This is a genomic window from Shewanella sp. NKUCC01_JLK (assembly GCF_019345615.1).
Classification (GTDB): domain Bacteria; phylum Pseudomonadota; class Gammaproteobacteria; order Enterobacterales; family Shewanellaceae; genus Shewanella; species Shewanella oncorhynchi.
The window spans coordinates 172,251-194,127 of sequence record NZ_JAHKRD010000002.1; the positions used below are offsets into that span (position 1 = coordinate 172,251).

General features: G+C 45.4%; 19 protein-coding genes. 10 read left to right on the forward strand and 9 right to left on the reverse strand.

Features of this window, described 5'->3' with window-relative positions:
• Positions 1–137 precede the first annotated feature (137 nt).
• Positions 138–656, forward strand: a complete 519-nt coding sequence (locus KO537_RS03035) for a prepilin-type N-terminal cleavage/methylation domain-containing protein (RefSeq protein WP_113939039.1) — start codon at positions 138–140, stop codon at positions 654–656.
• A 135-nt stretch (positions 657–791) separates the two neighbouring features.
• Here KO537_RS03035 and KO537_RS03040 read toward each other — a convergent pair whose 3' ends face one another.
• Positions 792–1,838 (reverse strand): DUF3626 domain-containing protein, encoded by a 1,047-nt coding sequence (locus KO537_RS03040; protein ID WP_173242912.1) that lies wholly within the window; start codon positions 1,836–1,838, stop codon positions 792–794.
• Positions 1,839–2,491: 653 nt separating this feature from the next.
• Here KO537_RS03040 and KO537_RS03045 point away from each other — a divergent pair.
• On the forward strand, positions 2,492–4,036 hold the full coding sequence (locus KO537_RS03045; RefSeq protein ID WP_173242909.1) for a DEAD/DEAH box helicase: 1,545 nt from the start codon (positions 2,492–2,494) through the stop codon (positions 4,034–4,036).
• Between the two features lie 190 nt (positions 4,037–4,226).
• Here KO537_RS03045 and KO537_RS03050 read toward each other — a convergent pair whose 3' ends face one another.
• From KO537_RS03050 to KO537_RS03060, 3 genes are all read right to left on the reverse strand, one after another.
• Entirely contained in the window at positions 4,227–5,300 is a 1,074-nt protein-coding gene (locus tag KO537_RS03050; RefSeq protein ID WP_219233828.1) for a hypothetical protein, read from the reverse strand.
• A 287-nt stretch (positions 5,301–5,587) separates the two neighbouring features.
• A complete protein-coding gene (gene dbpA / locus KO537_RS03055) occupies positions 5,588–6,964 on the reverse strand; it encodes an ATP-dependent RNA helicase DbpA (RefSeq protein WP_011847678.1) in 1,377 nt (458 codons plus the stop codon).
• 327 nt (positions 6,965–7,291) lie between these two features.
• A complete protein-coding gene (locus KO537_RS03060) occupies positions 7,292–8,164 on the reverse strand; it encodes a pirin family protein (RefSeq protein WP_219233829.1) in 873 nt (290 codons plus the stop codon).
• Positions 8,165–8,812: 648 nt separating this feature from the next.
• On the opposite strand from KO537_RS03060, the gene KO537_RS03065 reads away from it, so the two are divergent.
• Entirely contained in the window at positions 8,813–9,364 is a 552-nt protein-coding gene (locus KO537_RS03065) for an outer membrane beta-barrel protein (protein WP_219233830.1), read from the forward strand.
• A 367-nt stretch (positions 9,365–9,731) separates the two neighbouring features.
• Here the strand turns inward: KO537_RS03065 and prmC are convergent, their stop codons facing one another.
• The 3 genes from prmC to hemA are packed head-to-tail and all read right to left on the reverse strand — an operon-like array spanning position 9,732 to position 12,939.
• Positions 9,732–10,580: a peptide chain release factor N(5)-glutamine methyltransferase gene (gene prmC / locus KO537_RS03070; RefSeq protein WP_198571870.1), complete on the reverse strand. Its 849-nt coding sequence runs from the start codon at positions 10,578–10,580 to the stop codon at positions 9,732–9,734.
• A 2-nt stretch (positions 10,581–10,582) separates the two neighbouring features.
• Positions 10,583–11,674 (reverse strand): peptide chain release factor 1, encoded by a 1,092-nt coding sequence (gene prfA, locus KO537_RS03075; RefSeq protein WP_131523734.1) that lies wholly within the window; start codon positions 11,672–11,674, stop codon positions 10,583–10,585.
• A gap of 14 nt (positions 11,675–11,688) precedes the next feature.
• Positions 11,689–12,939: a glutamyl-tRNA reductase gene (gene hemA, locus KO537_RS03080; protein ID WP_028761678.1), complete on the reverse strand. Its 1,251-nt coding sequence runs from the start codon at positions 12,937–12,939 to the stop codon at positions 11,689–11,691.
• A gap of 253 nt (positions 12,940–13,192) precedes the next feature.
• Here hemA and lolB point away from each other — a divergent pair, with 253 nt between their 5' ends.
• The 3 genes from lolB to KO537_RS03095 all read left to right on the forward strand — a co-directional run bounded on the left by lolB (position 13,193) and on the right by KO537_RS03095 (position 15,753).
• Entirely contained in the window at positions 13,193–13,837 is a 645-nt protein-coding gene (gene lolB / locus KO537_RS03085) for a lipoprotein insertase outer membrane protein LolB (protein WP_168824762.1), read from the forward strand.
• 1 nt (position 13,838) lies between these two features.
• Positions 13,839–14,693 (forward strand): 4-(cytidine 5'-diphospho)-2-C-methyl-D-erythritol kinase, encoded by an 855-nt coding sequence (gene ispE, locus KO537_RS03090; protein ID WP_219233831.1) that lies wholly within the window; start codon positions 13,839–13,841, stop codon positions 14,691–14,693.
• Positions 14,694–14,805: 112 nt separating this feature from the next.
• Complete coding sequence (locus KO537_RS03095; protein WP_006080255.1) at positions 14,806–15,753, forward strand: ribose-phosphate pyrophosphokinase; 948 nt, start codon at positions 14,806–14,808, stop codon at positions 15,751–15,753.
• Between the two features lie 185 nt (positions 15,754–15,938).
• Here KO537_RS03095 and KO537_RS03100 read toward each other — a convergent pair whose 3' ends face one another.
• Positions 15,939–17,801 carry a methyl-accepting chemotaxis protein gene (locus KO537_RS03100; RefSeq protein WP_105250151.1) on the reverse strand — a complete coding sequence of 621 codons (1,863 nt, stop codon included), beginning with the start codon at positions 17,799–17,801 and terminating at the stop codon, positions 15,939–15,941.
• Between the two features lie 450 nt (positions 17,802–18,251).
• On the opposite strand from KO537_RS03100, the gene KO537_RS03105 reads away from it, so the two are divergent.
• Genes KO537_RS03105 through KO537_RS03115 form a run of 3 tightly spaced genes read left to right on the forward strand, consistent with a single transcriptional unit; the run spans position 18,252 to position 20,322 of the window.
• Complete coding sequence (locus tag KO537_RS03105) at positions 18,252–18,785, forward strand: RNA polymerase sigma factor (protein ID WP_113939254.1); 534 nt, start codon at positions 18,252–18,254, stop codon at positions 18,783–18,785.
• A complete protein-coding gene (locus tag KO537_RS03110) occupies positions 18,785–19,369 on the forward strand; it encodes an anti-sigma factor (protein WP_219233832.1) in 585 nt (194 codons plus the stop codon). The genes KO537_RS03105 and KO537_RS03110 overlap by 1 nt, the downstream gene beginning before the upstream one ends.
• Positions 19,366–20,322, forward strand: a complete 957-nt coding sequence (locus KO537_RS03115) for a DUF4097 family beta strand repeat-containing protein (protein ID WP_219233833.1) — start codon at positions 19,366–19,368, stop codon at positions 20,320–20,322. Before KO537_RS03110 ends, KO537_RS03115 begins: the two co-directional genes overlap by 4 nt.
• 71 nt (positions 20,323–20,393) lie before the next feature.
• Here KO537_RS03115 and rsuA read toward each other — a convergent pair whose 3' ends face one another.
• Positions 20,394–21,146, reverse strand: a complete 753-nt coding sequence (rsuA, locus tag KO537_RS03120; RefSeq protein WP_219233834.1) for a 16S rRNA pseudouridine(516) synthase RsuA — start codon at positions 21,144–21,146, stop codon at positions 20,394–20,396.
• Positions 21,147–21,224: 78 nt separating this feature from the next.
• Here rsuA and KO537_RS03125 point away from each other — a divergent pair, with 78 nt between their 5' ends.
• Positions 21,225–21,779 (forward strand): sugar O-acetyltransferase, encoded by a 555-nt coding sequence (locus tag KO537_RS03125; protein ID WP_219233835.1) that lies wholly within the window; start codon positions 21,225–21,227, stop codon positions 21,777–21,779.
• Positions 21,780–21,877: the final 98 nt, after the last annotated feature.

The window sequence follows — 21,877 nt, forward strand, 5'->3', positions numbered from 1 at the left end:
ACAGACTTTTGCTAGCGGACTCACAAAAACGAGCTAAAGATAAATAAATCTAGGAGTTAACGGAACTTTACCTAGTACTAGCCTGATTTAAAAAACTTAGGTAGCATGAAGCTCTTTGTATTGAATGTCCTCTATCTATGCCAAATAAAAATGCTGGTTTCACCCTGATTGAACTCGTTGTGGTTATTATTATTCTTGGCGTATTAGCCGTAGTAGCTGCACCTAAATTCATTAATTTACAATCAGATGCATATAAGAGTCAGCTCTCAGGTGCACTGGCTTCGATGAAATCCGCCGTCACTTTATTCAAGGCAAAGTCGGAAATTGCTAACAGCGGCACCACGAATAGAGTCGTTTACGACGAAATCCGTGGCGAAAACTATCAGCCTTGGGCTGCCAGTACCAGCGGTATAACGCCAAGTACAGCTTACACGACTCCGCCAGAAATTTTTAAAGCGGCAGGGCTAAATGTGAATGAGTGGTCCTATCGAATTTACACCACCAACGGCACCTATGAAGTTATCGCCACACCAAAGCAAAAACTGAACCTTGCCACGCCCACAGAAGCGCAAGTCGAAGCGACAAATTGCTATATCGACTATAAATGGGAGACAACGGGCGTTCCCACTTATAAAAAAGTCGACACTGGTTGCTAGGCGACCTTAACGATAAAATATCTATATAAAAACAGCGAGTTAACCTGAGGTTATCTCGCTGTTTTATTTACGCCCTAAACTCACTTTGTTGTTAATGCTTACGTTTACAATTAAGCATTTTTAAAGAGTTCGCGCTTATTGCACTCCACCGTATTTCACTAGCACATGCCAGAGCAACTTAAGTTCATGGGCGACTTGCGCACGATTACCGCGGTCACGCCAATGCTGGGGAGAATGGTATAAATCCCGCGCCGCCACGCCTATGGCATAGGCATCGACTCTGTCTTCTACGGCAATCCGATTAGCCAGCGATGGCATAGTTGGCCCACGGAAATCACTGGGGATCTGTGCCGTATGCAGGCTAAAGCCACCATGATATTGCAGCTCAATATCATATTTATCGCAAATTTTACTTAAGCTTGCGCCAATATCAGTACCCTTAAAACTGGGGTCCGCCACCAGCATGGCGATATCTTCATCGAGGGAAACATCGCCATGGATCTGTGCCTCTATATAATGGTCAAGATTATTCGATAGCGGCCGCTCGAAACGTGACAGCAAGGAAGCATTGAGCTGATGCCCCAAATAATGGATCACATTCAGTGGCTTAAAGTCGGTTTTGCCTAAGGCATAGTGACGCTCAAAACTCTCAGTCAGCAGCGCCGCTAAAATATCATCGAAACATGACAGCGTGCCCTTCTCTTTCGGATTACGATACGAGTCGAGATAACTAAAGGTTGAGCGTGCCATCGCACTTGTATGAGTCAAAAAATAACAGCTTCCAAAACGTGGGGCGGGACCGTCCTGCCACATCCCCAGATCGAGTGCACCGTATTTAGGCCGAGATTTAGTGCCCTTGTATACATCCCCAAAAAGCTGATTTTCCCAATGATCCCGTGGGCCACCTAACTCAGGTGACAACTGACCATTGGAAATATGAGTCTCAAACTGGCTACGGTATTGACCATCGCGCAGTAAACCTTCGGCAACAGTCATACCACGGCTGTCGATTCTATCGGGGTGAAAATGCAGCGCAATTCGGCCACAGTTGAGCAATTGTTTAAGCGCGAGTTGCATCTCATGCATGGGGATATTTGACATCTGCTGCACATTTTTAATCACAGCGACGGCTTGTTCACTGCGTCCTCGTGCAAGGCGTTCAATATGCTGTATCGCTGTCATAATCCACCTATAAATGAGAGGCGTTTAACCGTTCCTACAATGCCTCATCCTAAAATAAACGTGAGATAAATCGCAAGCATGCAGAGAACTGCTCTTAAGCCACTCCATCTAAATAACTAAGTTAAACATGAATGACTCGGTTAAACATGAATGACTCAGTTAAACGTGACTGTGAAAACACTCAATAATTCTTTCGCTCGGTTCATTGTTAAAAATTCAGCGAATAACATCAATCACGAACTGAACAGATAGCGAAACCAATTGCGTCATTAGTTAATTCTACTCCAATCGACTTTAGTTTATACCACTCTCATTATTGTAGCGTGATCTACCGCTAACTCATTCTAACTCTGGATAAAAAATGCCTATGACTTCAATTGATATTATGAAATAGGCCTAATAGTCATCTTGTTCCTTGAAATCAATTAACTTCCATAACCTCAAACTCTGCCATCTAAACTTGCGCCTATAAAAATAAGCGAGGCCGAGTGAAAGCCGCCGACAAGCGATTTATGTGCCAATATGAATGAAACCCAGCCCAAAAACCTTTATTAGATGGCACTTAAAGCCCTGATCCTGTAAGCTGCACGCCCGCCAGCAGACCTGGCTATTGACCATAAATGCAGCACAGTGTTGCCACAAGAGACCAATCTATGAGTTTTACCTCCCTGGGCTTATCGGCCCCGATACTTAAAGCCGTTGCCGAACAAGGCTACGACACACCTTCGCCAATCCAAGCTCAAGCAATTCCCGCTGTGCTTCAAGGCAAAGATGTGATGGCGGCCGCCCAAACAGGAACAGGTAAAACAGCAGGTTTCACCCTACCTATGCTCGAACTCCTGAGTAAAGGTAACCGTGCCCAAGCAGGCCAAGTGCGCGCATTAGTGTTAACTCCGACACGCGAATTGGCAGCTCAGGTTGCAGAAAGTGTTGAAACCTATGGTAAGAATTTACCACTGCGCTCAGCGGTGATATTTGGTGGCGTGCCTATCAATCCACAAATCGCAAAATTGCGCCACGGTGTCGACGTATTAGTCGCGACGCCTGGTCGATTGATGGATCTATATAATCAAAAAGCGGTGAAATTCAGCCAGCTTGAGATCTTAGTGTTAGATGAAGCCGACCGCATGCTCGACATGGGCTTTATCCGCGACATCCGTAAGATTTTGGCCATTTTACCTAAGCAACGTCAAAACCTGATGTTTTCGGCCACCTTCTCCGATGAAATTCGTGAGCTGGCAAAAGGCTTAGTCAACAATCCGGTCGAAATTTCGGTCACGCCACGTAACGCGGCAGCGACCACAGTAAAACAATGGGTTTGCCCAGTTGATAAGAGCCAAAAATCGGCACTCTTGATCCAACTCATCAAGCAAAACGATTGGCAACAAGTGTTGGTATTCTCGCGCACTAAACATGGCGCTAACCGTCTGGCGAAAAGCCTTGAAGAGGCAGGTATCAAAGCCGCCGCTATCCACGGTAACAAGAGCCAAACCGCCCGTACTAAAGCCTTGGCCGACTTTAAAAATGGTCAAGCTCGCGTACTGGTTGCAACCGATATTGCTGCCCGCGGTTTAGACATAGACCAATTACCACAAGTGGTTAACTTCGACTTACCGAACGTGCCAGAAGATTATGTGCATCGTATCGGCCGTACTGGCCGCGCTGGCGCATCGGGTCAAGCCGTGTCACTGGTGAGCAACGAAGAAATCAAACTGCTGAACGATATCGAGCGTTTGATCAATCGCGTATTAGACCGAGAAATGGTTGAAGGCTTTAACCATGTATTGCCTGAGTCACGTTTGGGTGGCGGCGGGAAAAGTAGCGGTAAATCAGTACCAAGCCGTAGAAATACCCGCAGCTCAAACCAACCTAGCTCACGCGATGGTGCTCCAAGAAGCGCCGAGCATAAAGACGGTCAACGCAGCGGTGACGTCGCGCGCGGTCACAAGCCAAACGACAAGAATCCAAGACACAGCGGTGAAGCCAGTAGCGCCCCCCGCAGTGATGCCAAACCTCGTCCCCCACGTTCAAACGATGGCCGAGCCAATAGCGCAGGCGCTAGTCGTCCAAGTGAAAGCCGTTCAGGCGCTGGCGAAAATCGTGGCCAAGCGGGTGAGAATCCTTACGCCAATGGCCCAAAGAAAAACACCCGTCGCCCAAATAACGGTGCGAGTCGTCCAAGACATTCACAGGATTAATGCAAAAGCTAAGCGAACTTGCTTAGCGATTTAGCCGTATTAAGTCCTAAACAGAAACGCCCAACTCCATATGGAATTGGGCGTTTTTGTTTGTCTTTGTTTATTTTGATGTTTAGCTCGTTATCTACGCTTTGAACAATAATCGGCTTGAACAATCACTGCCTTAAACAACCTAAAACGGCAACCTAAGCTAATTCGCCTTTGTATCTGGCAACTGCTGCAGGACTTCATCCGTAAAATAAGGTTCATCTTCAACCCAAAAAATGTAGTCTAAGCCTAGGTAATTTTGCGCAAAATCCAGCAGCTCAGGCACAGTATTCTTTTTACCCGTTTTAGGATTAATCTGCCGCAAATTACCGTCTTGCACCGCCATACCTTTCACCAGTGTCGCTGGGTAATCTTTAATAAAGGCATAACTTTGTGCCATATGACTTTTACGGTAAGGCATCAAATCTGGGCCACCCACACCCATGTTGAGCGATTTGGCTTGCGCAAATAAGCCTCGCATATAGCCTTTGTCATTCCATGGCAGCCATTCGTCTGGCAAAAAGTTCAAATACACCATAGCGGTTGAATGCTGAAATGACTCAGCTAATACCTGCATATTCTCGCCAATCGCATCGATATAGGCTTTAGGATTAAAATCACTGGGGAAGGTGGTCGTTCCATCGGCGTTTTCAGTCCCCACATCAATTGAGCTTTCACTAAAGTTAATGCCCGCAATTTTCCCATCAAACTCTTGGCCAAGCTGACGCACCAATTGTTGATAACGTGCACGCACTGAGGGCTCCCACATTTTGGCTGACCAGCCATACTCATCATCCGTCACCGGTTTATTGGGATCACGCTCTGGTGCACTCAACATGCTTTGCTTCAACACACCGCCTTGATAAATAGGATCATCGAGCAAATAACGCGGCACATTGACTCTGGGCGTAAAGGATTTCTCTTGCAGCTGGATCCACAATTTTTTGCCTATCGAATCGAGATATGCAATATCGGCCCTAATCGCGCTGAAATCATATTCGCCCTGCTTAGGCTCTAAACTGCGCCAAGTATAAACAATCTGCGCACCGCCAAAACGGGGATCGCGCAGCGCCTTGTCGGCACGAATGTTTTCTCCGTTAGCCTCACGATGGTTAATGTAGATGAAGTGCTGTAACGGTTGCGGCTCTGACTTAGACTCCGGTTGCGGCTCTGGCAGAATTGATGCAGCGCTCGCTGCGCTCAAAAAGATGCTTAGTAAAATAGTCCATCGAAACATAAATACTCCAAACCGATGCAGCCTTATCACCTGACAAAGCCGTTAATCCGCTCATTTATTTTTTACTCAGAATCACTTCTAACACAGGCAAGCTGAGGGGCATATCAATTAAGCAGACAAATACAAAGTGTTACTTAATCGCCCAATAAGATTAGCGGTGACGTGGACAAAAGGCACAGTAACGGCGGTAATAAAACTCAACAAAAAAGGGAATAAACCTGAGTTTATTCCCTTTAAAAATAGAGCGAATTAAATCGAGGTACGATTCAACTCAAGCTAGGCCAAACTTACTTCATTGGCCAAGCGCGGTAAGATTTTCCTTTGATCCGGCCGCCAGTAATTTTGTTCAGTGCTTTCTTGGCAACCTTACGATTAACGGCCACATAGGCGCGGTAATCTGTCACTTGGATTTTACCCACCTGTGAGCCTTCGATACCGTTTTCGCCTGTCAGCGCGCCTAAGATATCCCCTGGGCGCAGTTTTTCCTTCTTACCACCATCGATCTGCAGAGTGATCATGGTTGGCGCTGCAGGCGTGTTGCCGAGCAGGCTTTCAGATGGCAGTGATTCACTGGTAATTTCGCGCTCTAAATACTCTTCTAACAAGGCAATTTTATAACCGTCTTGGTCGTTATAGAAGGTATAAGCGGCACCTTTACTGCCCGCACGGCCAGTACGACCGATACGGTGAATGTGCACTTCGGTGTCATAGGCGACGTGATAGTTAAACACGGCATCCAGCGCATCGATATCTAAACCACGGGCGGCAACGTCGGTCGCCACTAAGACGCAGGCACTCTTATTAGCAAATTGCAGCAGGGTTTCGTCCCTGTCTCTTTGCTCTAAATCGCCGTGCAAAGCCAATACGCTAAAGCCTAAACCTTCAAGCTCATCGGCCACTTTTTGGGTTTCGCGTTTAGTGTTACAAAACACCACTGCACTTTCAGGCTTATGTTCTAACAACAATAATTGCAGCGCTTGCATACGCGCCTTGTCATCGTCTAAGTGATAAAAATGTTGAGCTATGCTTAAGCTGTCGTGATTACCTTCAACTTTAACCATGCTTGGGTCATACATGATTTGCTTAGCAATCGATTGAATTTGCTCAGGGAACGTCGCGCTAAATAGCAGCGTCTGACGCTCACGTGGCGCTTGTTCGATAATCGCATCGAGAGCAGGTTGGAAGCCCATTTCTAACATGCGATCGGCTTCATCGAGCACTAACATGTTGAGATTACTTAAATCTAGACGATTGCGATCTAAGTGATCGACGATACGACCCGGCGTACCCACAATAATGTGTGCACCGTGTTCCAGCGAGCCAACCTGTGGTCCCATAGGTACACCGCCGCAAAGTGTCAGTACTTTAACGTTATGAATACCACGGGCAAGGGTGCGGATTTCCTGCGCCACTTGGTCGGCCAACTCGCGGGTTGGGCATAACACTAAGGTTTGAATGCGAAAGCGTTTAACGTCTAACTTGTTCAGTAACCCTAAGCCGAAGGCAGCCGTTTTACCCGAGCCAGTTTTACCCTGACCTATCACATCCTGCCCCGCTAAAATGGGTGGCAAACTTTGCGCCTGAATTGGCGTCATCTCGTTGTAGCCCATAGAAGAAAGGTTCTCAAGCAGTTCGGGTTTTAGCTTAAGAGTCGAAAAAGCCATTGATGGATTAGGCTTAGTATCAGAGTTGCTCAAGGTGAATATCCTGTGGTGGGTAACGAAGCGGCTGCTAGGTTACTGAAATTGCGTTACTTATCGATTTAACTGGTCTATCAAGATTCAGGTTAGCTTTGGGCTAGCTTGAGTTTAGATTTAAGCGCTAGGCTCGCTCACCCCAAAAGCACGGCTATTGTAGCAACAAAGCGCAGCTTTTGCCTCAAGTCCTTAAGCAATAGACATAGTAGGCGTAAACAGCAACAAAAAAGCCCTGCAGGAATACAGGGCTTAGGCTTGGATTTAGAATTAGCTCAGTGCGGCAGATTTAACAAATTACGCGATCTGGCCGAAACGCCCTTCTTGGTAATCGCGAATCGCCTGCTGAATCTCCGCTTGGGTGTTCATCACAAAGGGACCCATCTGGACGATTTTTTCACGGATAGGTTTACCCGCAAACAGTAGCATCCCAGCGCCGCGCTCATCCGCTTTAAGCTTAAGCACACTTTGGCTATCGAGCACTAAAAACTCGCCCTGATGATGTTGATTTGAAGCAGATGACCACTGTGAATCTTCACCTTTACTTAAGTCACCTTGGTACAAGTACAAGGCGACAAACTCATGTTGAGACAAATCGAGCGTGGCCTCAGCATTTGGCGATAGACTTAAATCAGCAATGGCTGCTTCGCCCGCTAACCCTTGAATAGCTGCACTAATAAGCGGTTGATCTTTAAAGCCCCAATCACCCGCTAAGGCTTTTAAGCTAGCACCCGTGTCATTGGCCACTTCAACGCTCGCGCTACCCGCAGTATCTTGATACTTCGCTGGACGCAGCTTGTCTTTGGCGGGCATATTGACCCAAATTTGGAATCCATGCAGACCATCGACAGCATCGGCCAGCGGCATTTCAGAGTGCACTACCCCGAACCCGGTACTCATCCACTGCACATCGCCGGCACGAATCGCCTTCACATTACCCATTTGGTCACGGTGCTCAAAACCGCCCTTACGAATATAAGTGAAGGTCTCCATTCCGCGATGAGGATGTGCGGGGAAGCCACCAATAAAATCTTGTTCATCATCGGATTTTATTTCGTCGATCATCAAGAAAGGATCAAATTTAGTCGTCACAAAATCGGCGACACGGCGAATATTGACCCCATCGCCATCCATCGCGGCTTGGGCGGAAAACTGACTTAATACTTTCATTGCTGCTCTCCTATCGGTTGAGCAAAGCGATACGTGAAACGCCAAGACCGTACGGCTAACACAAGACGCAAACGCTTTGCTGATGGAGGCAGAATAACAAGGAAGTTTACAAAAGAATAACGCGAAATCACGGCCTAAACATTCGAAAAAATAGAACGGTATGCAGGAAGGAGCGAGTAACCTAGTGTTCTAACTGGATAATAAAATAGTGGTTTAGTTGCCAAATCTTGCACTTCGGATTTGAACTCGTGGCTATCAAAAATAGCGTTAATAAAAAAATTTTAATTATTATGGTACATAAAAATCAAACCTTAAATCTGAATTAAATTACTTCCATTCATTAAAAATGTATTTCCGCACACTGTATACAAATACAGCCAACACAAAAATACTATAAAATCTAATTTAGTTCATTTAGAAACAATGAGGATTTAACAACAATTACTGCTTACCAAGTAAAATACATAGTGAATTACTGAAGTCTAAGAAGAAATAATAAATTATTACATTTGTTTCAATATAAGCTTACTGACATCTGCCCACTTATCGGGAGACCATACGAAATAAATAAAAACCAAAACATTTACAATTAGCAACCAAATCTGTTACTTTTAGCGTTCATGGATTAATGTGATTACAGGAAGTACAATGAAACGCTTATTTATACTTTTAGCTTTACTCATTTCCACTACAGCATCTAGCGCAGACGAAACCCATGGTTTCTCTGCAGGCTTGGGTTTAGGCTTAACAGAAGACTATGGGGGGATTACCCATTATGACTTTGCCTATCGCTATCAATTCACCCCAGATTGGGGAGTTGAAGTAGGTTACACACCATTTCAAAGTGAGCCTTTTACCGCAGCAATACATGGTGTTTTTGACGATTACGTGTTGGAGAACTCTTATTCCTCTCGGCTTGCTGGCACATATACATACCAAATATCAGCAAGACATAATGCGATATTTAAGGCCGGATTATCTCAATCTAAAGCTAATTATCAATTGAATGACTACGGAAATAGTGGTGATGATGTTATTACTATAGATGAGTATTCAGACGATGGATATGGCTTATATGCCGCATTAGGTTGGCGTTGTCGTTTTTATAATGGCTTCGAAATTATGACAACATTAGCCTACCAGGATTCTGGAGTATTTGAAATGACGAGCTTCACTGTAGGAATAGGCTACAGCTTCTAAGGCTATAAATTTAAAACCTTAATGCCAGTAAATACTGGCATTATGTTTCCAATAAAAATTTAATTTAGAATTCTAGAAAAAATCCATTTTCATCATAATTAATTACGTTATTTCTATTAACGCTATATAAAATTTATAGCAAATGCTGAAGAAAAACTTCCCATTCCACAGCTGATTAAACTATATCCTATAACTATATCTCCTAAGAATAGTCATCTTATATTCACTGAAGACACTATTTTAAGAAAATACCTACACATAAAAAACGCTATTGCAGATTGGCAATAGCGTTATATTTAAGATGACAAGTTAATAAGTCTAAAGTCTCATCATTATTCTCTGGGTCATCGAATTTATTTTTAGTAACTTACTCCGCCCATTTGCCCATAGTGCATCTATCATTACTGCCAAAGTCTCGCACTGTGGCGACATTCTCGTAGCCGAGTTCGATAAGCTTAGCTCTGAGTTTTACAGCTTGCTCAAAACCATGTTCGAGCAGGATATAGCCGTTAGGCTTTAAGTAATCTCGGGCAGTGTTGGCAATATAATAAAGATCGGCAAAGCCTTCCTCGGCGGCGGTTAACGCGCTTTGGGGCTCGAAACGCACGTCACCTTGGTGCAAGTGTTCGTCTGATTCATCAATATAGGGCGGATTTGAAACGATTAAATCAAAGTCCCGTGACTTTACGGCACTGAACCAGTCACTCTGGAGAATTTCGACCTGTGGCAGCTTTAAGTTCTCGCGGTTCGCGATAGCCAAAGCCACGGCATCATCGACTTTATCGACCGCGGTGATTTGCCATGACTCACGCTCAGACGCCAACGCCAGCGCAATCGCCCCAGTGCCTGTGCCTAAATCGAGCACTTTGGCGTAGGTGGAAAGCGGCATGTTCAAGGCGGTTTCAACCAGAATTTCCGTATCAGGACGCGGGATCAAAGTGGTGTCGTTGACGATAAAAGGCAACGACCAAAATTCGCGCTCACCGACAATATGTGCCACAGGTACGCCTTTTTGGCGTTTCTGTACCATTTGCTGGAAGCGTTTCCACTGTTCAACCGTTAGGGATTTTTCAGGCCAAGTATACAAATAGCTTCGGCTTTTATTGAGGCAATATAACAACAAAACCTCTGCATCCAAATGAGCGGATTCAGAGGTTGATGCTAACTGCACATAAGCCCATTGCAGGGCTTCGGCTATGCTAGATTGATCTGACAAAATTACCCCTGCTCGTCAGCCAGTGCGGCTAACTGATCGGCTTGATGCTCTTGCATCAGAGGCAATAAAATAGCATCGAGATCGCCTTCCATTACTTCGTTCAAGCGATATAAGGTCAAGTTGATGCGGTGTTCGCTCACGCGGCCTTGCGGGAAGTTGTAAGTACGTACACGTTCGGAGCGATCGCCACTGGCAACCAGACTACGACGGGTCGATTCTTCAGCGCTACGGCGTTTTTCGTCTTCAACAGCTTGAATACGTGCGGCCAGTACACTCATGGCTTGGGCACGGTTCTTGTGTTGCGAACGTTGATCTTGGCATTCCACCACGATCCCAGTAGGAATATGGGTGATTCGAATAGCTGAGTCAGTTTTGTTAACGTGCTGACCACCTGCACCTGATGAACGATAAGTATCGACTTTCAGATCGGCTGGATTGATTGAAATCGCTTCCGCTTCAGGCACTTCGTGAAGTACCACAACAGTAACCGCTGAAGTATGCACACGTCCTTGGGATTCGGTTTCTGGCACACGCTGTACACGGTGGCCGCCGGATTCAAACTTAAGTTTGCCGTATACGCCGTCACCGCTGACCTTCATGATCACTTCTTTAAAGCCACCATGTTCACCTTCGTTACAGCTCATGATTTCAATCTGCCAGCGATTCGCTTCAGCATAACGGCTGTACATGCGGAATAAATCACCGGCAAAAATAGCCGCTTCATCGCCGCCTGCACCAGCGCGGATCTCAACGAAGGCATTTTTATCGTCGTCAGGATCTTTTGGCAATAATAGAATTTGCAATTCGTCTTCGAGCTGCTCGAGTTTGGCCTTAGCGGCTTTCATCTCTTCCTGCGCCATTTCACGCATTTCAGCATCGTCTTCTTCCAGCATTTCTTTGGCAGAATCGAGATCGGCCTGCGCTTGCTGATAGGCTTTAAAGCCAGCAACAACGTCTTCTAACTGGGCGTATTCTTTCGATAACGCACGAAACCTGTCTTGATCAGAAATGACGCTAGCATCACCCAGCAAAGCCATGACTTCTTCATTGCGCTCGAGCAAGCCTTCCAGCTTGCGGATAACGGATTCCTTCATTTAACTCGCTAACCTTAGTTTTTATCTAATCCAAGCGCTGATCTTAACTGACCGAGAGTATTCAAATCCCCCTGACGACTCGCTGCCGTGAGGGCCTGTGTCGGTGCGTGGATAAGTTTATTGGTCAGGCGATTGGCTAGTTCAATCAATACCTGCTCAGTGTCTGAACCCTGGGCTAATTTATTCAGGGCGCGTTCCACTAACTCATCTTTTACCGCCATGCTCTGGCTGCGATACTCGCGAATACTGTCGACCGACTCTAAAGAACGGATCCAATCCATAAATAGGAAAGATTGTTCTTCAGTAATTACTTCAGCTTGCTCGGCGGCTTCTTTTCGAGAAGCCATATTCTGTTCAATAATGCTATGCAGGTCGTCCACTGTATACAGAAACGCGTCATCCAAATCGGCGACTTCCGGCTCAATATCCCGGGGAACTGCTATATCAACCAATAACATAGGTTGATGGCGACGCTGCTTTAGCGCTTTTTCGACCATGCCTTTACCTAGGATAGGCAGAGGGCTGGCGGTAGAGGATATCACGATATCGGCTTTTGGGAGATAATCTGGTATCTGCGCCAGTGTAATTGCTGTTGCGCCAAACTCCTCACACATGCCTTGGGCACGTTCTAACGTTCGATTTGCTACGACCATTGAAGCCACGCCGTTGTCTTTAAGATGCTTCGCAACCAGTTCTATGGTTTCACCCGCACCAATTAACAGCACTTTAGTGGTCGATATCGATGAGAAAATATGTTTCGCCATGCTTACCGCGGCAAATGCCACTGAAACTGCGGCGGCGCCAATTTCAGTGTCAGTGCGGACTTTCTTAGCGACTGAAAAAGTATTCTGAAAGAGTCTATCTATGGTTAGCGCAACCGTACCAGCCTCTTTAGCCTTAACAAACGCTTGCTTTACTTGACCGAGAATCTGCGGCTCACCAAGGATCAAAGAATCGAGCCCAGAGGCTACGCGCATCAAATGCCTGACGGCATCTTGACCATGATAGTTATAGAGACAAGGTGCTACATCCTCATGATCTAGGCCGTGATATTCTTCAAGCCACGCAATAATGTCGGCCTCATCGCCGTTGTTGCAATACAACTCAGTGCGATTACAGGTCGAGACAATAACGGCTTCACCCGAGCGTGTACGACTGGCCAGACTCTTCATAGCGTCATGAATTTTGTCCGGAGAGAAGGCGACTTTCTCACGCAGGTCTACCGTGGCTGTTTTATGGTTAATACCGATTGCTACAAGGCTCATCTGACTCTTTCTAGATTCTTGGCGACTCTCTTAATAAGGGCATTCTACTGAATCGGCCCAACTAAAAACAGAATACGCTTAACAAAACCGAATAAAGGTCTAACTTCTTACCTAAATTTTCTATCAATAATAGGTAAGGCAAAATTTGCCCCAAGGGAGCAAATCTAAGTGACCGCCGATGGAAATTTTACGTTTGGCATTGGTATTCTTTCCAAGCCCTCGTATCATAAGGACTTTGGTATATCAGTCATAGATGAATAATTTGAAGCGCCTCACAAAAACCATTTTCTCTTGTTTTACCTTAAGCGCCCTACTCTTGCTGGCGGGGTGTGAAACCTTGCCGCCGATGACTGACTTAAGCCCAATCACAGTCAATGATGCGCGCCAAGCCAAAGCTTGGGAATTACAGGGAAAACTAGCGATAAAAACTCCCGACGATAAACTCAGTGCCAATATCTACTGGCGCCACAGTGAAGATCGCGATGAACTCACTCTCACGACAATGCTAGGCACAACGGTGTTGACGCTTAACTCAACCCCAAATTCTGCCCATTTGCATATCGATGGCAAAGATTTTCGCGACGATAATGCCCAGCGTTTACTCGAGCGCGTCAGCGGTTGGTCCATCCCCTTGGCCGATTTACCTTTATGGATCACCGGCCAAGTTGGCCCGAATGACCAAGTACTGGAAAGCGATAGCCAAGGCAAACCCAAACAGCTCACGAACACTCAAACCCCACCGCCTTGGCAGGTAACATTTTTAAGTTGGCAATCCCAGAGCGGCGCCAACGTGCCCCATCAATTAAAGCTTGAGCGTGGTGACTTACAACTCAAACTACAATTGAATCAATGGCAAGCCCTCGGCAAGCCTGCAATCATACTCGAAGAGAAACCTTAGCATGCCCGCAGCAATTTCACGCCATTGGCCAGCACCAGCCAAGCTTAACTTATTCTTACACGTGAATGGTCGCCGCGCAGATGGTTATCATGAACTGCAAACCTTGTTTCAGTTTATTGACTACTGTGACATGCTCGATTTTAAGGTCACTGAAACCGCAGGACTGATTTTGCACTCCAATATCTCTAATGTTGTCGCCGATAGCGATAACTTAATTCTGCGAGCCGCAAAATCATTACAACAAACCACAGGCTTTACTGGCGGCGCCGAAATCTGGTTGGATAAACGTCTACCCATGGGCGGAGGTTTAGGTGGCGGCTCGTCAGATGCTGCCACCACCTTAGTGGCACTGAACACATTATGGAACACCCAATTATCGACCGAAGAACTGGCTAAAATCGGCCTTAAACTTGGTGCCGATATTCCTGTTTTTATTCATGGTTTCGCCGCTTTTGCCGAAGGTGTAGGTGAACGCTTACAAGCGGTAAATCCGAGTGAGCCTTGGTACTTAATCATCGCACCCGATGCCCATGTATCCACCGCTGAAGTATTCCAAGATCCACTTTTACCACGTGATACCCCGAAACTGGCCATAGAGACCTTAATGAACCAACCTTGGGCAAATGATTGTCAAAAACTAGTCGTTTCTAAATACCCTCAAGTTGCCAAGGCATTAGGCTGGCTGCTAGAATATGCGCCGTCGAGAATGACAGGAACAGGCGCATGCGTGTTCGGGGAATTCACACAAAAGCAACAAGCTCTCGCAGCCTTGGCGAAATTACCGTCTGAAATGCAAGGATTTGTTGCACAAGGGATGAATCTTTCGCCGCTCATCACGCGACTCAGTCACCCTTAAACTACTTTCTTCTAGAGCAACCACTTAACGATAACGCCTCGGGTTCCTCCCGTCCCTACATCGTCGTTACTCTAGCCACTAAAATATAAAGCAAACGCCTGAGGTTCATACAGTGCCCGACATCAAGCTCTTTGCTGGGAACGCCACCCCCAGTCTCGCTAAAAAGATAGCCGATCGTCTATTTTGCAAACTCGGAGACGCAGTGGTTGGTCGTTTCAGCGATGGTGAAATCAGTGTCCAAATTAACGAAAATGTACGTGGGGCCGATGTGTTCATCATCCAATCCACTTGTGCGCCGACAAACGACAACCTGATGGAACTCATCGTTATGGTTGACGCGCTACGCCGTGCATCTGCTGGCCGTATCACAGCTGTTATTCCTTACTTTGGTTATGCTCGTCAAGACCGTCGCGTTCGTAGCGCCCGTGTACCTATTACTGCAAAAGTGGTTGCCGATTTCCTGTCTAGCGTGGGTGTTGACCGCGTTCTGACCTGTGACCTGCACGCTGAGCAAATCCAAGGTTTCTTCGACGTTCCTGTTGATAACGTATTTGGTAGCCCAGTGCTACTAGAGGATATGTTAGCGAAGAACTTAGATAATCCAGTCGTTGTTTCTCCAGACATCGGTGGTGTTGTTCGCGCTCGCGCAGTAGCAAAACTGTTGGATGATTCTGATTTAGCGATCATTGATAAACGTCGCCCACAAGCGAACGTTGCGCAAGTTATGCACATCATTGGTGATGTTCAAGGTCGTGACTGCATTATCGTTGACGATATGATCGACACAGGCGGCACTCTGTGTAAAGCGGCTGAAGCCTTAAAAGAACATGGTGCGAACCGCGTATTTGCTTACGCAACTCACCCAGTGTTCTCTGGCAAAGCGGCTGAAAATATCGCTAACTCAGTGATTGATGAAGTGATTGTGACTGACACTGTTCCTTTAAGCCCAGAAATGTTGAAAGTGGCTAAAGTAACTCAGTTAACTATGTCTGCGGTACTGGCTGAGGCAATTCGTCGCGTAAGCAACGAAGAGTCTATTTCTGCCATGTTCCGTCACTAATAGTTCTGTTACTGAACGTTCTGACTAATCTGAGCGGTTCCAATGCACAGCTTGCTGTTTTAACGAATCACTAAGCTTGCAGAGCTAATTACTCAGACATAAAAACGCACTCCTCGGAGTGCGTTTTTGTTAGTGTATTTTTTAAGCCAGCTTCTGATCATCAGATGTAAACTGGCTTCTACGCATTAGATTTTAAAATTACTCACCGCACGGAATAAGAACTCAGCCTGCGCCTTAAGCTCATCCGATGCGGACGCATTTGCATCTGCCGCATGGGATGACTCCTCAGCGATATCGCGGATCACCACCACGTTCTTGTTCACTTCGGCCGCCACCATACTTTGCTCTTCAATAGCCGCCGCAATTTGAGTACTCATGTCCATAATATTACGCACGTCGTTATTGATAAGCTTCAATAAAGCGCCTGCACTTGCCGCTTGTTCAGCGCTTTCAACGCCTTGTTTTTGGCTAGATTCCATCAATTGCACAATCGATCGGGTACGCGTCTGCAGCGTTTGAATGATGTTAGCAATCTCTTGGGTTGACGATTGCGTCCGCATCGCTAAGTTACGCACTTCATCGGCAACCACAGCAAAACCACGGCCTTGCTCACCCGCACGCGCCGCTTCAATCGCGGCGTTCAAGGCTAAAAGGTTAGTCTGCTCAGCAATGCCGCGGATCACATCTAACACGCTACCGATAGTCTCGCTGTCACGTTCCAATTCGTTAACGACCGCTGCAGAGCTATTCAACTGCTCAGCAAGTGACTGGATTTTATGTATCGTTTGCTCAACCTCTAATTGACCACTTTGAGCATTATCGTGGGTCTGACCTGCTTTTGATGCCGCTAATTCGGTTGTTTTAGCGATTTCCTCAATCGTTGCGCCCATCTCAGTGATTGCTGTTGCGACCATGTCGGTCTCATTAAGTTGTTGGCCCACACCTTCGGAGGCGAGCATGGCATTTTCTGAAACACGTTTACAGGAAGTGTTAATCGTTGCGACCGACTCAATCACTTGCTCAATCAGCTGTTGGAAGCTACTCACCATGCTATTGAAATGCTGTGCAATTTCACCAAGTTCATCTTGGGTGGAGGCATCGCACCTCAATGTCAGATCTTTACTCACTTCGATGCGAGAAATGATCTGCGTGATACGCTCAACAGGCGCGATAATACTGCGGATAATCAAGTAGGTAATGATTGATAGTAGTAACGCAATAAAGATAAACACAGTAATACCGACATTAACACTACTACTCTCAGCATCATCAATGGCCTTAAGAGCTAAGTTTTTCAAGTCACTCGTACTGCTCTCAGTTTGCTGGTTTGCAGCTAAAACTCGCGCCATAGTACCGTCATTTTCGGTCAAACCAAGCTGCTGTTCTTTATTAATTAAGCTTTTGAAATCCTTTTGATATTGAGTAATAAGCTCTTCAATTTTTCGTTGAGTATCAATATCGATACTCGAGGCACGAAGCTTGTCATTAAACTTACCAATATTAGTATCGAAGGTTTCGACATAACTTAGCTCACGACGCAGCATAAAATCCTTTTCGTTACGCCTAAGTTGCAGCATTGCGGCTTCGAGTGCGGGCTGATCAAATTCCTTGAGTAGCGTTTCAACGTTATGCACCGCAGCTCGTAATGTACCGTACAAACCTGTTTTAGGTGTTAAGCCAATCTCTTGTTGTAGCTGCACCACTTCAGAAAAAGCGGCTTGATACTGATTTAAATTACGGTCAAAACTTTCAAGTGAGGCAGTCGACACCCCATATTCTTTAAAGACTTTCTCTAACTCAGGGACAATACTGTCGATTGCCATGTGGCTTTGCTTATGCAGCTCGACATATTTCAAATCCTTGCGAGCGAAAAAGTCCTTTTCATTTTTACGCAAAATTAAGACGTCGCGCTCTAAATCAAGCACACTTTGAGCCGCGTTAGAAAGTTCCGATTTCACCGAATTTGAATAGAGTTGTAATCCAAACATGGCAATTAGTGCCGAAATAGACACTGCAGCACTGAGTAACAACTTTGAGCGGATTAGCATAGAAAGTCCCCGAATATATAATCTATCTTAAAAAGATAGCTGGAAATTAAGCCTTTAACAGCGCAAACATAGCAATACATTAAAAGTTCACATCAAATACTTTGATAGCTTGTCGATTTAAGCTCCCATACTGTGAGTACCGCATTATTTTTAACTTATATTTAGCTTGGTGCTTCAGGGTGATACCCTACCGTTACTACAAAGTATTTCGTTTTAATTACGTTAAATATACCGTCTCAAAGCAGATGTAAGTGTCATAATATCAATTGATATAAAATGAATTACTTCATTAGCTTAGCAGTACTTTTTCGGGCGAATTCTACTACAAATTACAAAAATGTTACGCTGGATAATTGATCTAAATAAAATATATTTTTTAAGGTTCCAAACCTTTTGTAGCGCCCACTGCGTCAAAACTACAACACTCAATCATTATGGCAGGAAATTACAGTGACAGCAGGGATCCTCCCACTCAATGGCTCAATGTCTGACTTTGAACTGGTCACCTTAGCGAGCCAAGGAGACAGAACTGCCTTCAAGTTGCTGTATCAAAGCCATTACCAACGTATTTACGCCCTATCACTGCGCCTTTGCGGCCATAGCGCTATGGCTGAAGAAATTACCCAAGAGTGTTTTATTTTAGTGTGGCAGAAGTTGCCACAATTTCGAGGTGAGAGTCAGTTTTCCACTTGGTTACACAGTATTTGTGTCAATCAAGCATTGAGCAGCATTCGTAAACAAAAGTCCTTTTGGTCACGATTTATTCCGCTGGAACAAGAAACTGAACCCTTAAGCTCTGATAGCAGCTATAGCGGATTAGATAAGTTAATTTTCAAACTGCCAGAACGCGCTCGCATGGTTTTCGTACTCTGTGCAATCGAAGGTTATCAACATGATGAAATCGCTGACTTACTTGGCATTGCCGTCGGCACCAGCAAGACCCAATACCATAGAGCTAAGCAACTACTACAGGAGATGCTGTAATGACGTTAACGCCGCTTTCCCGTGAACAACAGCTTGAGCAATTGATCAATAGCGCGCCCAAAGAGATGTCGCCTACACATGATCTGTGGCAAGGCATTGAAAAACGCATGGATAAAACGCTGATAGCCCAAACGTACAAATCCCAGAAGAGTCACGCTTGGGCGATAGCGGCTTCGTTTATTATTCTAGCGGCATTGGGATATACCCAATTGCCCTATTTCAACTCATTCATTATGCAGCAGACAGAGCTTGCCCAGAACCAAGCTATGCCAGAGCAACCAGGGGATGCGGCCTTACATTTATTACTCACCCAAATTGCAACATCGCACCAAGCGCAAGTGGACAACCTAGAACAGGCGCCAAATGCGCTAATGTGGCAAACGAGCAGTTTCAGCGCACCCGTTGAGCAAGGTTTAACTGAGCTAAGGTTCGCAGCAACACAGATTTACCAAGCTTTACAAGCGAATCCAACCGATAAACAACTTTGGCAACTCTGGCTTTGGGTGCAGCAGCGTGAGCTCGACCTATTACAACAGGGCCAAAAATTACCCATTAGAAACTCGACACAAGGAAACACCCTATGAGCAACCGCAATCTCACTAAAGCTAGCCTATTGGTTTCGACACTCTGTTTAGGCTTAATGGGCAATGTGTTAGCAGCACAAAGCGTTGATAAACAGTTAAGTGTCAGCAGCGATACTCAACTGCAGATCAAAGTCCAACGCGGTGATGTGACCATTCAAACATGGGACAAGAATGAAGTGAGTGTCACTGGCACATTAGATGAATTGAGCGAAGGCTTTGTGTTTGAGCAACAGGGAAATAGTCTCAATATCGAAGACAAGATGCCTCGCCACTATAATGGCAATAATGACAAAGGATCACAGCTCACCATTAAAGTCCCAAAGACGGTTAAACTCAGTGCAGATACCATCTCTGCCAATCTGCAAGTTGCCGAAACTCAAGGTGAACTAGATTTGAATACGGTAAGTGGCAATATCAACGCCAACAACTTAAGTGGTAAACCTGAGTTACATACAGTCTCTGGCGATATCACGACCAAAGCACTTGATGGAAAAATCAAATTAGAAACCGTATCCGGCACGATTCAGGACACTGACAGTAAAGGAGAAATGAATTATCGCCTCGTTAGCGGTGACTTAAAAAGCCACACTCAGGCAGAAAAAGTCACGATTGAACAAGTCTCAGGTGAAGTGAATGCTAACTTTAGTGTCACCAAAGAAATCGAGCTCAGAACCGTCAGCGGAGATTCACAAGTGTCACTCGCTAAAAACTTCAACAAAGCGAATTTAGAAAGTGTGAGTGGCGATATTACCGTGATCTTTAATGATGTTCCCGATGCAAGCTTCAACTTAGATGGTGGTCCTGGTGGAAAAATCAACAACGGTTTAACCCAAGATGTACCACAAAAACAAAAATATGTACCAAGCACAGAGTTATCATTCCAAACAGGCTCTGGTGCAGCCAACGTGAAGATGAATACCATCAGCGGTCATCTGATTTTAAAGAAACAGTAATAAAAGCTATTTAGCACAAATAAAAATGCCGCCAAAGTAAAACTCGGGCGGCATTTTTTATATCAAACTCGTTAGACAGAAGCTATCTCTTCAGGCGTCAAATATCGCCATTCACCCAGTGCTAAGGAGGGGTCTAATTCAATTTGCCCAACACTTTCACGGTGCAACCCTTGCACATGATTGCCCACAGCGGCAAACATACGCTTCACTTGATGATACTTACCTTCAGTGATGGTTAATCGCACTAATTGTGGTTCAATAATCTCCAGTAACGCCGGCTTAGTTAGACCATCTTCACCACGCAATTCAACGCCAGCGGCAAATACCGCAATCAAACGAGCATCCACAGGCTCAGCGAGTTGCACTAAATAGCGTTTGCCACATTCTTTCTTCGGTGAGGTGATCTTATGCGACCATTGGCCATCACTGGTAATCAACACGAGCCCTGTAGTATCGGCATCTAAACGACCAGCAATGTGCAAAGTTTCTGGCTTAGGCACATCCACTAAGCTCAATACCGAAGGGTAGGTTTCATCTATCGTCGAGCAAATAGTGTCTACCGGTTTGTTAAGCATTAAATAACGCTCGCCCACTAAGACAATCGGCTCGCCTTCAAGGCAAACACACATACCTTCAGTCACTTTAAAACCCGAGTCTTTAACGACTAAGCCATCACAAGTAATATCACCGCGATGCAAGGCTTTTTTCGCTAATGAGCGAGTCAGTGAGGTACTCTCACAGATAAATTTGTCTAAACGCACGTTAATACTCAACTTCAATAAAGAAAACTGCCGTATTATGAAGCCGACCAGTTCAAAGGGCAAAGAATTGCTGCTCAACGCGAGCTGTGTTTCTATATTAGCCCTTACGCATTGACAGTAATCACCATAGGGAAAGATGCTATGACTGAATTCCAAAAGATGATCACAGGCCAAGAATATGATTGTCTTGACAGCGAACTCTTAAGTTTAAGAACACAACAGCAGCGACTGAATCGACAATTAAATCAAACGATTGCTCAAAATAGCACTGAGTACGCCCAACTCTGCCAACAACTTCTGCCCCTTAAATCGCCTGCTGCAACTATCTCCACGCCGATTTTTATCAGTTATGGCATCAATCTCACTCTTGCTGACAGAGTGTTCATCAATGTCAATGTCACCTTGCAGGATAATGCCCCCATTTTTATTGATGAACAGACTATGATTGGTCCCAATGTACAGTTTTATACCTCAAGTCACCCACTTGATGCCGAGCTACGTTGCTCAGGTTTGGAAACCGCTAAAGCGATTCACATCGGTAAACGGGTATGGATTGGCGGCGGCGCAATCATAATGCCAGGAATCAATATTGGTGATGATGCCGTCATCGGTGCTGGCGCCGTAGTAACTAAAAATGTCGCTGCCAAAACAGTGGTTGCAGGCAACCCTGCAAAACGAATTAGGCAACTGAATTAACCCTATTTAAAAATGAGAAATCGAAGTGCTCGCTTACCTGAAAAGGCCTGCATACGGTAACTTTACAGCGACTGACTTAAATATGCTAACTGGTAACC

What these genes read in the sequence shown, in the direction of transcription:
- KO537_RS03040 (WP_173242912.1), bottom strand. Translation starts at nt 1,838, where the DNA reads ATGACAGCGATACAGCATATTGAACGCCTTGCACGAGGACGCAGTGAA.
- KO537_RS03125 (WP_219233835.1), top strand. Translation starts at nt 21,225, where the DNA reads ATGACTGAATTCCAAAAGATGATCACAGGCCAAGAATATGATTGTCTT.
- KO537_RS03115 (WP_219233833.1), top strand. Translation starts at nt 19,366, where the DNA reads ATGAGCAACCGCAATCTCACTAAAGCTAGCCTATTGGTTTCGACACTC.
- hemA (WP_028761678.1), bottom strand. Translation starts at nt 12,939, where the DNA reads ATGAGCCTTGTAGCAATCGGTATTAACCATAAAACAGCCACGGTAGAC.
- lolB (WP_168824762.1), top strand. Translation starts at nt 13,193, where the DNA reads ATGAATAATTTGAAGCGCCTCACAAAAACCATTTTCTCTTGTTTTACC.
- KO537_RS03035 (WP_113939039.1), top strand. Translation starts at nt 138, where the DNA reads ATGCCAAATAAAAATGCTGGTTTCACCCTGATTGAACTCGTTGTGGTT.
- prfA (WP_131523734.1), bottom strand. Translation starts at nt 11,674, where the DNA reads ATGAAGGAATCCGTTATCCGCAAGCTGGAAGGCTTGCTCGAGCGCAAT.
- KO537_RS03050 (WP_219233828.1), bottom strand. Translation starts at nt 5,300, where the DNA reads ATGTTTCGATGGACTATTTTACTAAGCATCTTTTTGAGCGCAGCGAGC.
- KO537_RS03110 (WP_219233832.1), top strand. Translation starts at nt 18,785, where the DNA reads ATGACGTTAACGCCGCTTTCCCGTGAACAACAGCTTGAGCAATTGATC.
- KO537_RS03065 (WP_219233830.1), top strand. Translation starts at nt 8,813, where the DNA reads ATGAAACGCTTATTTATACTTTTAGCTTTACTCATTTCCACTACAGCA.
- KO537_RS03060 (WP_219233829.1), bottom strand. Translation starts at nt 8,164, where the DNA reads ATGAAAGTATTAAGTCAGTTTTCCGCCCAAGCCGCGATGGATGGCGAT.
- KO537_RS03045 (WP_173242909.1), top strand. Translation starts at nt 2,492, where the DNA reads ATGAGTTTTACCTCCCTGGGCTTATCGGCCCCGATACTTAAAGCCGTT.
- ispE (WP_219233831.1), top strand. Translation starts at nt 13,839, where the DNA reads ATGCCCGCAGCAATTTCACGCCATTGGCCAGCACCAGCCAAGCTTAAC.
- KO537_RS03100 (WP_105250151.1), bottom strand. Translation starts at nt 17,801, where the DNA reads ATGCTAATCCGCTCAAAGTTGTTACTCAGTGCTGCAGTGTCTATTTCG.
- dbpA (WP_011847678.1), bottom strand. Translation starts at nt 6,964, where the DNA reads ATGGCTTTTTCGACTCTTAAGCTAAAACCCGAACTGCTTGAGAACCTT.